The organism is Streptomyces sp. CC0208 (genome assembly GCF_003443735.1).
In the GTDB taxonomy this organism is placed as follows: Bacteria; Actinomycetota; Actinomycetes; order Streptomycetales; family Streptomycetaceae; genus Streptomyces; species Streptomyces sviceus.
Window position 1 is genome coordinate 3,475,328 of the sequence record NZ_CP031969.1, and the last position, 14,093, is coordinate 3,489,420.

General features: G+C 71.9%; 14 protein-coding genes. 7 read left to right on the forward strand and 7 right to left on the reverse strand.

What is annotated here, in order from left to right; genetic code table 11:
* Window positions 1-63: 63 nt before the first annotated feature.
* Window positions 64-1,047, forward strand: a complete 984-nt coding sequence (locus D1369_RS15640) for a tellurite resistance/C4-dicarboxylate transporter family protein (protein ID WP_007384165.1) — start codon at window positions 64-66, stop codon at window positions 1,045-1,047.
* On the opposite strand, the gene D1369_RS15645 is transcribed toward D1369_RS15640, so the two are convergent.
* Window positions 1,025-1,378, reverse strand: coding sequence for a hypothetical protein (locus D1369_RS15645; protein WP_007384164.1), 354 nt, complete (start codon window positions 1,376-1,378; stop codon window positions 1,025-1,027). The two genes, D1369_RS15640 and D1369_RS15645, sit on opposite strands and share 23 nt — an antisense overlap.
* A gap of 455 nt (window positions 1,379-1,833) precedes the next feature.
* On the opposite strand from D1369_RS15645, the gene D1369_RS15650 reads away from it, so the two are divergent.
* A complete protein-coding gene (locus D1369_RS15650; RefSeq protein ID WP_007384163.1) occupies window positions 1,834-2,895 on the forward strand; it encodes a C40 family peptidase in 1,062 nt (353 codons plus the stop codon).
* A gap of 18 nt (window positions 2,896-2,913) precedes the next feature.
* Here D1369_RS15650 and D1369_RS15655 read toward each other — a convergent pair whose 3' ends face one another.
* Complete coding sequence (locus tag D1369_RS15655) at window positions 2,914-3,639, reverse strand: response regulator transcription factor (protein ID WP_007384162.1); 726 nt, start codon at window positions 3,637-3,639, stop codon at window positions 2,914-2,916.
* Window positions 3,636-4,928 (reverse strand): ATP-binding protein, encoded by a 1,293-nt coding sequence (locus tag D1369_RS15660; protein ID WP_118083137.1) that lies wholly within the window; start codon window positions 4,926-4,928, stop codon window positions 3,636-3,638. The genes D1369_RS15655 and D1369_RS15660 overlap by 4 nt, the downstream gene beginning before the upstream one ends.
* Window positions 4,929-5,106: 178 nt before the next feature.
* Here D1369_RS15660 and D1369_RS15665 point away from each other — a divergent pair, with 178 nt between their 5' ends.
* Together D1369_RS15665 and D1369_RS15670 are read left to right on the forward strand one after the other, a co-directional pair.
* Window positions 5,107-6,630, forward strand: coding sequence for a PspC domain-containing protein (locus D1369_RS15665; protein ID WP_118082494.1), 1,524 nt, complete (start codon window positions 5,107-5,109; stop codon window positions 6,628-6,630).
* Window positions 6,617-6,874, forward strand: coding sequence for a hypothetical protein (locus D1369_RS15670; protein WP_118082495.1), 258 nt, complete (start codon window positions 6,617-6,619; stop codon window positions 6,872-6,874). The genes D1369_RS15665 and D1369_RS15670 overlap by 14 nt, the downstream gene beginning before the upstream one ends.
* Before the next feature lie 75 nt (window positions 6,875-6,949).
* Here D1369_RS15670 and D1369_RS15675 read toward each other — a convergent pair whose 3' ends face one another.
* The gene (locus D1369_RS15675; protein WP_007384160.1) at window positions 6,950-7,480 is read right to left on the reverse strand and encodes a DoxX family protein; all 531 of its coding nucleotides are present in this window, start codon (window positions 7,478-7,480) and stop codon (window positions 6,950-6,952) included.
* 118 nt (window positions 7,481-7,598) lie between these two features.
* Window positions 7,599-8,888 carry a hypothetical protein gene (locus D1369_RS15680; RefSeq protein WP_007384159.1) on the reverse strand — a complete coding sequence of 430 codons (1,290 nt, stop codon included), beginning with the start codon at window positions 8,886-8,888 and terminating at the stop codon, window positions 7,599-7,601.
* A gap of 233 nt (window positions 8,889-9,121) precedes the next feature.
* Between D1369_RS15680 and D1369_RS15685 the strand changes: the two genes are divergently transcribed.
* Complete coding sequence (locus tag D1369_RS15685) at window positions 9,122-10,021, forward strand: DUF4429 domain-containing protein (RefSeq protein ID WP_118082496.1); 900 nt, start codon at window positions 9,122-9,124, stop codon at window positions 10,019-10,021.
* A gap of 18 nt (window positions 10,022-10,039) precedes the next feature.
* On the opposite strand, the gene D1369_RS15690 is transcribed toward D1369_RS15685, so the two are convergent.
* Window positions 10,040-10,813: a class II aldolase/adducin family protein gene (locus tag D1369_RS15690; RefSeq protein WP_037901188.1), complete on the reverse strand. Its 774-nt coding sequence runs from the start codon at window positions 10,811-10,813 to the stop codon at window positions 10,040-10,042.
* A 151-nt stretch (window positions 10,814-10,964) separates the two neighbouring features.
* On the opposite strand from D1369_RS15690, the gene D1369_RS15695 reads away from it, so the two are divergent.
* Window positions 10,965-11,432, forward strand: a complete 468-nt coding sequence (locus D1369_RS15695; protein WP_007384157.1) for a pyridoxamine 5'-phosphate oxidase family protein — start codon at window positions 10,965-10,967, stop codon at window positions 11,430-11,432.
* A gap of 14 nt (window positions 11,433-11,446) precedes the next feature.
* Here D1369_RS15695 and guaA read toward each other — a convergent pair whose 3' ends face one another.
* Complete coding sequence (gene guaA / locus D1369_RS15700) at window positions 11,447-13,024, reverse strand: glutamine-hydrolyzing GMP synthase (protein ID WP_007384156.1); 1,578 nt, start codon at window positions 13,022-13,024, stop codon at window positions 11,447-11,449.
* 314 nt (window positions 13,025-13,338) lie between these two features.
* Between guaA and D1369_RS15705 the strand changes: the two genes are divergently transcribed.
* Window positions 13,339-13,593, forward strand: coding sequence for a chorismate mutase (locus tag D1369_RS15705; RefSeq protein WP_037901186.1), 255 nt, complete (start codon window positions 13,339-13,341; stop codon window positions 13,591-13,593).
* Window positions 13,594-14,093: the final 500 nt, after the last annotated feature.

A 14,093-nucleotide genomic window follows, 5' to 3' on the forward strand; every position in this document is an offset into this window, starting at 1 on the left:
ATTTCCCCGCACGCGCGTGCGCGCCCCGCTCGCACGGCGCGGGGAGCTTCCTAGCATCGACCCATGCCCGGTACCTCCCCCCACTCCCCCCTGCGCGCCTGGTGGACGCGGCGCCCGCCCGAAGCCGGGGCCGCGGTGATGGCGACCGGCATCGTGTCGGTGGGGCTCCATCTGACCGGCCACGAGACGCTGTCGCGCATCGCCCTGGTGCTCGGTTGCGTGGCCTGGCTGGGGCTGGCCGCCGAGTTCGCCGCAGGACTGCTGAGGGAGCGCGCGCGCTGGGCCGCGGAGGCCAGGTCACCGGGCGGCCTGACGGCCGTGGCGGCGACCACCGTGCTCGGCACCCGTTTCTCCATGCTTGGCCGGCAGACCCTCGCCGAGACGCTGCTGGCGCTGTCCGCGCTGCTGTGGCCGGTGCTGACGGTGCTCGTCGTGAGGCACTGGAAGCGGAGGCTGCCCGGCGGGGTGTTCCTGTGCTGTGTGGCCGCCCAGGGTCTCGCGGTCCTGTGCGCCACGCTCGCCGCGGCGGAGTCGGCGGCCTGGCTCGCGCACACGGCGCTCGTGTTGTTCTGGCTCGGCCTGGTCCTCTACGGCGTCGCGCTCCACCTCTTCGATCTGCGCCAGGTGCTGGTCGGACCGGGCGACCAGTGGATCGCGGGCGGCGCGCTCGCCATCTCGGCGCTCGCCGGCTCGGGACTCCTCGCCGCCGACAGCGCGCGCCTGTACCTGTGGAACGACGACGACCACGGCGTCCTGCGCGCGGTGACCGTCGCCCTGCTGGTGCTCGCCCTGGCCTGGTACGCCGTCCTGCTCGTCGCCGAGTGCGTACGGCCGCGACCGCGCTACGACGTGCGCCGCTGGGCCACCGTGTTCCCCATGGGGATGACGGCGGTCGCGACCCTGTCGGTCTCCGCCGCCGCGGACGTGCCGTGGCTCCGGACCCCGGGCGAGGTACTGCTGTGGATCTCGGTGGCGGCCTGGTCGGCCGTCGCCGCGGGGGCGGTCGGCTCCGCCCTCGCCGCCGTCAGGTCCACAGCACCGCGATGAAGACGTTGGCCGTGGTCAGCGCGCCGACCAGGCCGAACAGGCGCTTGTCCACCGTTTCGTCGTCCCGCTTCACATAGACGAGGTCGAGGATCACGATCAGCAGGGCCAGCTTCACGCCGATCTTGATGTTGTTGACGTGCTGGTCGTCGGCCTGGTTGAGGCCGACCAGGATCACCCCGGTGACCAGCATGGTGGCGGCTCCGTGCAGCATCGCGGGGACGAACCGGGCGGTGCCCCGGCCCATCGCCTTCATCTGGGTGAGGAAGCCGCCGAGCAGCGAGGCGATGCCGACGATGTGCAGGCCGACGAAGAGATGGATGAGTACGTCCATGAGGCCGGAGCCTATGCCGGGCCCTGAGGGCCACGCGCACCGGCCCCTGGGGCAGATCTTGCATATATGCGGCCCATAGCACTCCCCACCCTCCACGGGTCCCGGAATCGCGACTTCGGTCAGCGCCCCGCGCGAAGTCGACGGCGGCACCCCGGCAGCACGGTCACCTTCGGTCACCCGGCGGTCCCCTGACGGCAGTTCCGCACAACCCGTCACCTCCCGGACACGGTCAGGTTTAGCGTCCTCCACCAGGTGACCGGCTCCCCACCGCCGCCCGGGCCAGGGGCGGCAGTCGGCCACCACCGCCGAGAAGGTCCGGCGGCGGCCCGCTCCCCCTGTGCAGGCCGTCGCCGGACGCGCACACCGCCCCGGGCGGTCGTACGGCCGCTCCCCTCTGGCGTTCGTACGTCCCGAGCCCCGGAGCGGGCGAACGTACGAAAGGACGTGCAGTCCACGTGGCAGCGCACCGCAAGCCCCGCAGGCGCTCGGCCGGCGGCCATACGGTCCGTACGGCAGCGACGATCGCCCTCGCGGGGGCCGCGACCGCGACGGGCTTCGACGGGATCGGACACGCCGAGCCGCAGCTCACCCCGGCCCAGGTCGAGGCGAAGGTGGACCAGCTGTACCAGGAGGCCGAGGCGGCCACCGAGAAGTACAACGGCGCGAAGGAGAAGGCCGAGGCGGCCGAACACCGGCTGGACAGCCTGCGGGACGAGGCGGCCCGCCGGACGGAACAGCTCAACGAGGCGCGGGACGCGCTGGGTTCGATCGCCGCGGCACAGTACCGCGGCGGCGGCCTCGACCCCGCGATGCAGCTCGCCCTGACCGACGACCCCGACCGGTACCTGGACAGCGCCGAGTTCGTCGAACGGGCCGGTACCCGCCAGGCCGCCTCCGTGGCGAACGTACGCCGGCAGCTGCGGGAGATCGAGCAGCTGCGCGGGGCCGCGCACATCGAGCTGACCTCGCTGAAGTCGCGCCAGGCGGAACTGAAGCGGCACAAGAAGACGATCACCGGCAAACTGGGAGCGGCCCGCCGGCTGATGTCCCAGCTGCCGGCCGGGGAACGGGCGGTGCTCGCCGACGACGGGGCTCGCGCCTCACGGGCCACGACGAGCGTCCGCGAGGAGCTGGCGACCCCGGGCGCGGCCACTACGGAGGCCCCCGACTCCCGTGCCGCGGCGGCCGTCTCCTACGCCTACGCCAAGCTCGGCAGCCCCTACGTCTGGGGCGCCACCGGCCCGGACGCCTTCGACTGCTCGGGCCTCATCCAGGCCGCCTACCGCTCCGCGGGCATCTCCCTGCCCCGCACCACCTACGCCCAGATCGACGCCGGCCGGCGGGTCTCCCGCTCCGAACTCCTCCCCGGAGACCTGGTGTTCTTCTACTCGGGCATCAGCCACGTCGGGCTCTACATCGGCAACGGGCAGATGATCCACGCCCCGAACCCGTCGGCTCCGGTGCGGGTGGCGCCGATCGACCAGATGCCGTTCGCCGGCGCCACGCGCGTGGTGTGAGCCCGAGCGGTACCCGCGTCAGACCAGCCGACGAGCCGTCGCCCACCGGGTCAGCTCATGACGGTTCGACAGCTGCAACTTCCGCAGCACCGCCGAGACATGGGACTCGACCGTCTTCACCGAGATGAACAGCTGCTTGGCGATCTCCTTGTAGGCGTAACCGCGCGCGATGAGCCTCAGCACCTCGCGCTCGCGCTGGGTGAGACGGTCGAGGTCCTCGTCGACGGGCGGGGCGTCGGTGGAGGCGAAGGCGTCCAGGACGAAGCCGGCCAGGCGCGGCGAGAACACGGCGTCGCCCTCCTGGACGCGGAAGACGGAGTCGACGAGGTCCGTGCCGGTGATCGTCTTCGTCACATAGCCGCGCGCACCGCCCCGGATCACTCCGATGACGTCCTCGGCCGCGTCCGAGACGGACAGGGCGAGGAAGCGGACGGGCTGCTCGGCGTCGGCCATCAGCGGGGCGCACCGGCGCAGCACCTCGACCCCGCCGCCGCCCGGGAGATGGACGTCGAGGAGGACGACCTCGGGACGGGTCGCGGTGATGACGGTGACGGCCTGGTCGACGTCCGCGGCCTCCCCGACGACCTCGACACCGGTCTCCTCGGTCCGGCCGATCTCGGCCTGGACGCCCGTACGGAACATGCGGTGGTCGTCGACGAGGACCACGCGCACGTGCCGCTCTCCCGCGCCGCCGGCCGGTGTCGGCTCCACGGGTTCGGTGTTCGCCTCGGTGGGGTCGCTCATGACGTCTTCTCCGCCCTCTCCATCTCCAGCTCGACCTCCGTGCCGCCGCCCGGCACCGCACGCAGCCGGGCCGTGCCGCCATGGCGCTCCATGCGGCCGATGATCGATTCTCTGACACCCATCCGGTCGGCGGGTATCGAGTCGAGGTCGAAGCCGGGGCCGCGGTCCCGCACGGACACGAAGACCTTCCTGCCCTCGACTTCGGCGTAGACCTGTACGGCCCCGCCCTCGCCACCGTACTTGGCGGCGTTGACCATCGCCTCACGCGCGGCCTGCATCTGCGCGCCGGTTCTCTCGTCGAGCGGGCAGTCGCCGACGACCACGACCTCGATGGGGACGCCGTGCTTGTCCTCGACCTCGGCCGCGTTGCGCCGCACGGCGTCGGCGAGGTCGGTGGGTTCGTCGGCCTCGTCCTTGCCGGTGCCCTCGGGTTTGTACAGCCAGGTGCGCAGGTCGCGCTCCTGGGCGCGGGCGAGGCGGCGCACCTCCCCCGCGTTCTCAGCGTTGCGCTGGATCAGGGTCAGGGTGTGCAGCACCGAGTCGTGCACGTGGGCCGCGACCTCCGCGCGCTCCTGGGCACGGATGCGCATCAGGCGCTCCTCGGAGAGGTCCTGGGTCATGCGGACGAGATACGGCCCCGCGAGGAGCGTTATCCCGACGAGGACCGCGAGGGCCGCCTGGAGGACGGAACCGAGGTGGGCGGCGGAGCCCTGGAGGACGAAGACCCCGGAGACACCGGCGGTGACGAGGAGGACACCGCCCGCGGCCCGCAGCAGGGTCAGGGTGCGCCGACGACGGCCGACCTCCATCCAGCGGGCCCGGCGGGCGTTGTCCGCCTGGCGCCAGACCAGGGCGACGCCCGCGCCGACCAGGACGGCGGGCCAGAGGTAGGCCTTGGCCCCGTTGCCCACATTGACATTGCCGACGAAGACCATGGCCACGACGACCATGAGCAGCAGGGCCACGATCTGGCCCTTGTCGGGGCGGCGGGCGACCAGTCTGCGGCGGCCGTCCGGCGAGGTCTCGGTGGTGACAAGGGCCGGGGGCCGCTGCCCGCCGACACCGCCGACGCCGAGCGGCACGAAGAACCAGAACGCGGCATACAGCAACGCACCGAGCCCGTCCGCCATGAACAGGCCGACGAAGACGAGCCGCACCCAGATCACGGGCAGCCCGAGGTGCCCGGCGAGCCCCCGCGCCACACCACCCAGCCAGCGTCCGTCACTGCTGCGGTAGAGCTTGCGCGGCGGCCGCGGTTCGACGAGGGGCGCTGCTGCGGCTTCCGGCATGGCATCGATGGTCACACGGCCGGGGTGCGCGGGCATCAGGGTTGGCCCCCGAGACTCCCCTGATCTTCGAACGGCGCGCCCTCCGAACGCTTCCCCCTCCCCTCTCAGGGCCGATATCAGGGTCCGGCCAGGGTCGTTCCGACTCCCGTCACGCCTCCCCGCCCGTCACCATGGACCCATGACAGATCACCAGCACGCCGCGGGCGCCGGATCCGGCGCAGGCCCGGACCCGGGCACCGGCCCCGGTGCGGGCACACCCGCCGGCACCGGCGACGCCTCGCGCGCGCACGGGCGGGCGGGCACGCGGCAGGAAGGAGGCACACCGGCGGACCCGCACCCCGAGTCCCTCGGGCACCGGACGGCGACCGACGCCCCCGCCCCGCCCACCGCCACCCCGCAGGACACGGCCGCCGCCGGGGACACGCCCGCGGCCCCCCTGCGCTTCCGGCGGGACCGACGGCACAAGCTGCTCGCCGGGGTGTGCGCCGGACTCGGGCGGCAGTGCGACATGGACCCGGTGATCTTCCGGATCACGCTGGCCGTGCTGTCGGCGACCGGCGGCATCGGACTCATCTTCTACGGCTTCGCCTGGCTCTTCGTCCCGTACGAGGACGAGGACGAGAACGAGGTGCGCAAGCTGCTCACCGGCCGGGTGGACGGCCAGGCCCTGACCGGTGTGCTCTTCGCCCTGGTCGGCTGCGGGGTGTTCCTCACCATGCTGGGCAACACCAGCGTGCTGACCTTCGCCGTGGTCCTCTCCCTGCTCCTCGCGGGCGCGGGGTACTGGTCACGCAACCGCGGCACCCCCGACCCCGACCCGCTCGCCGCCCAGGCCGTCGCCGACGCCCCGCCGGAGGCCCAGGCCCCTCCGGTGCCCGCCGGCTACCCGTCCTGGTGGCGCGACCCCATCGTCAAGGACGGCACCCATGTCGGCGGCACGGGCTATCTGTGGGGACCGAGCGACTCCCGCGACCGTGACATCGCGGCGGCCGTCAACATCGGCCGGGGCGTCTCCTGGAGCCGGGGCGAGGACATCCGCGCGGCCCGGATCCCGGCACCCAAGCCCCGCGGTCCCCGGTGGATCGGCGGCTGGGTCTTCCTGCTCGCCCTGCTGGCGGGCGGCCTCGGCACGGGAGCGACCTGGGAGGACCACGCCCTGGGCACCAGCCTGCAGACCGGTCTGTCCTGCGCGCTGATCGTCCTGGGCCTGGGCATAGCGGTCAGTTCCTTCCTGGGCCGCACCGGAGCGGGCTCGATCCTCCTGGCGATCATCACAGCGGGCCTGCTCGCCACGTCGGCCGCGCTCCCGAAGGACATCACCACCCGCTGGGTCCGCACGACCTGGACACCGGCAGCGACGCAGAGCATCCACCCGCACTACGAACTCGGCACCGGCGTGGGCACCTTGGACCTGTCCCGCGTCGATTTCACCAAGGGTCGGACGGTGACCACCCAGGCCGACGTCGGGGTGGGCCGCCTGGTGGTGATCGTGCCGCCGGACGTGACCGTGAAGGCTGTCATCGACGTGGGAGTGGGCGACATCCAACTGCCGGGCGACGACCAGCAGGACGTGGACGTGGCACCGGGGAAGCGCAAGGAGATCACCCTGAAACCGGCTCCGGGCACCAAGAACACCGCCACCCTCGACCTCGACCTGCGAGTGGGCATCGGACAGGCGGAGGTGAGCCGTGCTGCGTCATGAGTTCCGGCCGGGAAAACTGGTCGCCGGCCTCTTCCTCACCGTCGCGGGCATCACCTACGCGGGTGACGCGGGCGACGCCTGGGACACCCCGTGGTTCGCGGTGATCCCCATGGTCGTGGGCGGCCTCTGCCTGGCGGGCGTCGTGGGCCTGCTGGCCCGGGCCGTGCGCAACCACCGCGACAGCCGCCGTACACGCACACCGTCGGAGGCAGACCGGACGCCCCAGCCGCCCGTGCCGCGCTGAGCCGTGACCACTGAGCACTGAGCAGGGGCAGGACGGCTGAGGAAGGCGTCCCACCGGTAGCTCCGCCGACCGGAGCTACCGGTAGCCTCCCGCCCGCTGCCGTCGTCGGGCGCGCAGGGCGGCGTCCACGGAGAACGCGGAGGCGCCCGCGAGGACGAGGGGCAGCCAGGCCATCAGGTAGGCGAGGTCGTTGCCGTAGTAGTAGGGATCGGACGCCCAGCTCACGGTCAGCCACAGGCTGAGCGAGATCAGCGCACCGCCGAGCGCCGCCAGGCGGGCGAGGATGCCGAGCAGGGTGCCGATACCGACGGCGAGTTCACCGAAGGCGATGGCGTAGCCGAAGCCGACGGGGTTCTTCAGGGACAGGTCGACCAGTGCGGGGATGGCCGAGGAGTCCCGGACGCTGCGCATCATGTCGCCGACGGAGCCCGAGCCGGAGCTCTTCATGAAGGCACTGTCGGTCAGCTTGTCCAGGCCGGCGTAGATGAAGGTGACGCCGAGGAAGATGCGCAACGGCAGCAGGGCGTACTGGCCGAGGCTGTCACGCCAGGTTCGTTCTTCGTTGTAGTAGGGGGCGTGCGTGTCCGTACGAAAACTGTGAGTCATCGCTTCGAGCCGCCTCTCACCAGCGTGCCGAGACCCTCACCAGAAGATACGTACGAGGGGGCGGCGAGGCTCAATGCGACGGCGAGTTTTCGGGCCCGTAGGAGGCGGGCCGCTGCCCTCAGTCCGTCACGTCGATGGCGTACCGGTTCGTCTCCGCCCCGGCGGCCGTCACCACCTGCACCTCCACCCGCCCCGGCTCCACATCCGCCGGCACCGGCACGGTCAGCACCTCGTCCGTGGGGTTGCTGAATCCCCCGGCCACCGGCACCAGCGGCACATGGACGTTCACCGGCCCGATCCGCACCACCATCCGGGACAGCCGGTCCGCGCGCTGCGCCCCCGGCGGCACGAACCCGGCGCCCCGGATCTCGATGTCGTCCCCGGTGCGGATGGGCCCGTCCAGGTCACCGGCCTCGCGCGACCGCACCACGGAGAGGATCACCGGCCGCCCGCCCTCGGCGTACTTGCCCGCCACATAGGTCGCCGCGGACACCAGCACCACCACCGCCAGTCCCCACGGCAGATCGGGCAGCTGGTCCGGCCGCCGGGCCAGGCGCACCCCCGCGAACAGCAGGGCGACCGCGCCGATCACGACGTACTGGATGTCGGCGAAGGTCCCGCGCCCGGAGTCGTCCGTGAGCAGGTCGGCGGCGCGGGGCCGGTCCGCCCGCACCTTCTGCAGCCGCTGCCCGAGCACACGCAGCCCGACCACCCGCCGCACCAGCACAGCGATCGCGCACACCACGGCCAGTACGGTCACGACCCCCGCGCCCCGGGCCAGTTCGAGCCCGGAGATCAGCGCGTCCCGCTCACGGCTGTCGGAGGCCGCGGCCAGCCGGCCCACCAGCACCAGCACCGCGTAGGCGACGAACAGCACCCATGCCGCCGCGACGGCCCGTGAGGTGGACAGCCGGTTGTCCTCGCCGATGACCGGCGCGAGCACCCCGCCCCGGGTCCGGTGGAACCAGGACGCCGTGGTCAGCGAGGCCGCGACCACGATCGCCGCCAACAGCCCGGCCGTACGCGCCGCGGTCCAGCCGGCCCCGATGGCTGTCAGCGCCTGGACGAGGAGCAGCACCACGACAGCGGCCCACACCACGTACGCGGTACGCCGCCACAGCCGCGCGAGCCATGCGGCGCCCTCCGCCCGGCCCCGCTCGGCAACGGCCTCGGCGGACTGGGTCAGTTCCTCCGAGACCCACTGCCGGGAGGCCGACGCGGAGTGCGCGACGGCCGCGGGCAGGCCCTGTCCGGCGGCGAACTCGTCGCGCTTGAGAAGGAATGCGGCCACCGCCCGCCGATGCCCGGCCCGCGCTCCGTGCGGACAGTCCCCGCAGCTGCAGCCGCCTTCGTGCGCACCGTTGGGCACACCTCCGGCCGCGCTCTGTCTCGCTTCCTGCACCGCCACGCCCGACGCCCGCCTTCCCACGATTCCTGACTCCCTGGCCCCACATGACCGCACGGCCTTACCGGCCGCACCACCCGCAAACCCCTCGCGCCCCACGCCTCACGAGAGCCCTGGACAACTCCCCCGTGATGTCAGCGAATTGTGCCCTACAGCACACCACCCACGTCCGGCAGGTGTGGTCAGCGCGGGTGAAGCCGGGACCGCCGTGTTGACCCGGCTGCGAGAATTTCCGTATGGCCGAGATCATCCAGCGTGACGGGACCTGGGCCTTCGACGGCACAACGGTCAGGATCACGCCGGGACTCCACCGCTCCGTTCCGCTGTTCCGGCAGACGTACGGCGAGGTCGCCGTGCCCCTGGAGGCCGTCGCGGGCGTGGCGTTCGAGCCGGAGCGCAAGCGCGGCCGACTGCGGATGCGGCTGCGCGAGGGCGCGGACCCGCTGCTGCAGGCGACCGGCGGTCGCCTGCCGGACCCGGCCGATCCGTACCGCCTGATCGTGGACGTCGACCGCGCCGGGGTCGCCGAGTACGTGGCCGAGGAGATCCGCCACGCCCTGCTCCTCGACCAGATCCCGAAGGAGCCGACGAAGACGTATCTGCTGCCCGGCCCTCCGGTCCCGGTCTCGGTGCGTTCCTCCGACGGCACGGTCTCCTTCGACGGCACCCAGGTCCGCATCGACTGGGCCGACACCTCCGACCGCGTCAAGCGGGCGACCGGCCCGCGGATCATCGACGTGGGCGACCTCGTCCAGGTCGAGTGGCTGCCCAACTCCGGTTACGAGGACGGTTTCATGCGGTTCGTGACCCGCGAGACGTCCTTCTCGAAACTGCCGCCGGAGAAGGACCCGTACGCCCTCGACCTGTGGGGCAGCACCCGCCGCGACCTGCTCACGGCCCTCGTCGCGACGGCGGTCACGGCCCGGCTGCCGCACCCGTCCACCCGCGGGGAGCTCGCGCTCGGCGACGAACGCGCCCACCGCCCCCGGCTCGCCGCGGCCGCGTTTCCTCCGTCGGCCGATCATCACGACGTACTGCTGCGCAGGCTGCGGGAGTTGGGGGAGCTGCACCGCGAGGGGGTGCTCACGGACGAGGAGTTCGCGATGACCAAGGCGGCCGTGCTCCGGGGGTTCTGAGATCCCGCGGTCCCCGCGTCACGACAGCAGGTCCGGTTCACTGCGGCTGATGTCCTGCCACATCGGCTGGTAGTTGATCCACGCCACCAGGTCCCCGCCCAGCTGTTCCCGGGTCGCCACCGCGGCCCGGTGGTCGATGAGCACGGGCCGTCCCGCTGCCCGGGCCAGCAGCTGCACCTGGCTGGAGCGTTCCAACGACAGGAACCACCAGGCCGCCGCGTCCACCGAGTCCCCGACGGTCAGCAGCCCGTGGTTGCGCAGCACCAGCGCCTTGCGGGAGCCGAGCGCGGCGGCGATCCGGCGGCCCTCGTCGGCGTCGACGGCGACCCCGGTGTAGGCCTCGTACAGGGCGTGGTCCTCGTAGAAGGCGCAGCTCTCCTGAGTGATCGGGTCGAGGAGCTCGCCGAGCGCGGACAGCGCCCGCCCGTGCACCGAGTGGCAGTGGGCGACGGCGACGACGTCGGGGCGGGCGGCGTGCACCTGGGAGTGCACGGTGAAGGCCGCCTGGTTGACGTGGTAGCGGCCGTCGAGGACCTGCCCGTCGGAGTTGGCGAGCACGAGGTCGCTCACGGTGACGTGCTTGAACGGCATGCCGAAGGGGTTGACCCAGAAGCAGTCGGTGAACTCCGGGTCGCGTGCGGTGATGTGCCCGGACACCCCGTCCTCGAAGCCGAGCCGGCCGAAGATCCGCAGCGCGCCCGCGAGGCGCTCCTTGCGGTGCCGGCGTTCCTCCTCGACGGAGTCGTGCATCGGCGGCATCGCGAACTGGAGCTTCTCGGTGGGAAGCGGCATCGGCGGAGTGGGCCCGAGGGGCGTCCCGTGTTGCGTCACGGGGCGGAAGTTACCGTCGGGCGGCGCAAGAGAACAGAGGTGGTTTGTAAAGATGACGCACACAGCGGATACCTGACAGAGGATGTCGGGTATCGGCGCCAGACTGCCCGATATGAACTGGACAGATTTCTCCGCCACGGAACCCGACCTCGCCAGGACGGTCGAAGACCGCTTCGGCGCCTTCACACACCACACCCTTGCGACCCTCCGCAAGGACGGCTCCCCCCGCACCACCGGCCTGGAGGTCCGCTTCCTCGACGGTGAGCTGTGGTTCGGCATGATGCCGGACTCCCTCAAGGCCCTCGACCTGCGCCGGGACCCGCGATTCGCGCTCCAGGCGAACCCCGGCGAGGGGCAGTCCATGGGCGGCGGCGATGTACGGATCGCCGGGCGGGCGATCGAGGTCACCGACCCCGAGACCAAGGCCGCATACGCCGAAGAGGTGAAACCGCCGGAGCCGTTCCACCTCTTCCGCACCGAGCTGACGGAGGTCGTGCGGACCTACGTCGAGGACGAGAAGTACCTGGTCCTCCAGGTCTGGAAGCCCGGTCAGCCCCTGCGCACGATCAAGCGCGCCTGAGCCTCACAGCGGGCTCACTCCCACTCGATCGTCCCCGGCGGCTTCGACGTCACGTCGAGCACCACGCGGTTGACGTCGGCCACCTCGTTGGTGATCCGCGTCGAGATCTTCGCGAGGACGTCGTACGGCAGCCTCGACCAGTCGGCGGTCATGGCGTCCTCGCTGGACACCGGCCGGAGGACGATCGGGTGGCCGTAGGTGCGGCCGTCGCCCTGGACGCCGACGCTGCGGACGTCCGCGAGCAGGACCACCGGGCACTGCCAGATGTCGCGGTCGAGGCCGGCCGCGGTGAGCTCCTCGCGGGCGATGGCGTCGGCGTCGCGCAGCAGGTCCAGGCGCTCCTTGGTGACCTCGCCGACGATGCGGATGCCGAGACCGGGTCCGGGGAACGGCTGGCGCTGGACGATCTCGTCGGGGAGCCCGAGCTCCTGGCCGACCATCCGCACCTCGTCCTTGAACAGCTTGCGCAGCGGCTCGATCAGCTGGAACTCGAGGTCCTCGGGAAGGCCGCCGACATTGTGGTGCGACTTGATGTTGGCGGTGCCGGTACCGCCGCCGGACTCGACGACGTCCGGGTAGAGCGTGCCCTGGACGAGGAACTCCACCGCCGGACCCTCGTCCGCGATGATCTCCGCCTGGGCCTGCTCGAAGACCCGGATGAACTCCCGGCCGATGATCTTCCGCTTCTCCTCGGGGTCGGAGACACCCTTGAGCGCGGTCAGGAAACGCTCCTCCGCATCGACGACGACCAGCTTCACGCCGGTCGCGGCCACGAAGTCCTTCTCGACCTGCTCGGTCTCGCCCTTGCGCATCAGGCCGTGGTCGACGTACACGCAGGTCAGCTGGTCGCCGATGGCGCGTGCGACCAGGGCCGCGGCCACCGCCGAGTCCACACCGCCGGAGAGGCCGCAGATCGCGCGCTTGTCGCCGACGCGCGAGCGGATCTCAGCGACCTGCTCCTCGATGACGTTGCCGGTGGTCCAGTCCGGCTTCAGACCGGCGCCCCGGTACAGGAAGTGCTCCAGGACCTGCTGGCCGTGCGTGGAGTGCATGACCTCGGGGTGGTACTGGACGCCGTAGAGCTTCTTCTCGTCGTTCTCGAAGGCGGCGACCGGGACGACGTCCGTGGACGCGGTCACGGTGAAGCCCTCGGGGGCGGCGGAGCAGGCGTCGCCGTGGGACATCCACACCGACTGCTCGTCCGGGGTGCCCTCGAAGAGGGTGGAGCCCGACTTCGACACGTGCAGGGGCGTCCGGCCGTACTCGCGGGCGCCGGTGTTGTCGACGGTGCCGCCGAGGGTGGTGGCCATCAGCTGGAAGCCGTAGCACATGCCGAAGACCGGGACGCCGGACTCGAACAGCTCGCGGTCCAGGCGCGGGGCGCCCTCCGCGTACACCGACGAGGGGCCGCCGGAGAGGATGATCGCCGCCGGGTTCTTGGCGAGCATCTCCGCGACCGGCATGGTGCTCGGCACGATCTCGCTGTAGACCCGGGCCTCGCGGACACGACGGGCGATGAGCTGGGCGTACTGCGCACCGAAGTCGACGACCAGGACGGTGTCGGGGGCGGCGGCGGGGTTCGCTGATGACACGGGTTGCCTTCCGGCGGTGAGCGAGGTGTGTGTGGTACCGAGTCTACCGGGAGCCGCGGGGCCGGTCCGGGGCCGAGCTCGTCTCAGGATGCGAACCGGCTTGGACGCTCCCCGGAGGCCCGGCATACTGCTGCCATGCTCCCGCAGACGACCTTCCTGTTTACCTATGGCACCCGGCCCGCCGGCTGCCATGGTCGTGCTGCTTGAGCAACTGACAAGCGACTTCCCAGGCGCCCCGGGCCGACAAGGTCCGGGGCGCCCGTGTTTTCCGGACCTTGCCGTTCCGTGGCCTCCACCCCACCCAGGAGCCCTACGTGACCACCACACCGGAAGCGACCATCGCGGACGCCCGTGAGCGCATCGACGCGCTCGACGACCGGATCATCGGTCTGATCCAGGAACGGATGGCCGTCTCGTCCGTGGTCCAGCGGACCCGTATCGCCTCCGGCGGCCGACGGGTCCACCTCGCCCGCGAGATGGAGATCCTCGGCCGCTACCGCGACGCCCTCGGCAGGCCCGGCACCTCCCTCGCCATGACGCTGCTCGAACTGTGCCGCGGTCGCATCTGAGTTCGGGCCCCACCTCACCCGTACGGCGCGTGACCGCGGCCCGCACCGCTTCGTTGGTGGTGGTGTCCGTGCCAGCCAGGGGCGGGCCCGACAGAACCACGCGTGGCTCGCTGGAGCGATGAGGCGCACGGATCACGCCGTGCGCCGTGGGACCTCGCTCCAGGAGGTGACCGGACGGCAGGGGACAGCAGCCCGGTCACCCAAGAGAACGGCCGGCTCCGGGGACGCCCGGGGCCGGCCGGCGGGGCAAGTACCGGCACAACGCTGGGTCAAACGGTTGCGGAGGCCGCGCCCATCCAGCACGATGCCTGGAAAGCCCCCAAGTCCCTCCGCAGACAACCGCATTCGTCTTGTCTCGCCGTACTGCCAGAGGTCCAGACCATCAACAGGGGCGGCGAGCACGACGGCACGCAGAGCAAGCGGCGCAATCCCCCGGCGCCGCTCCCAGGCACCGGCGCTGCCCTGACGTCGGTGCTGACGAAGGAAGGGCCCCGCGACTC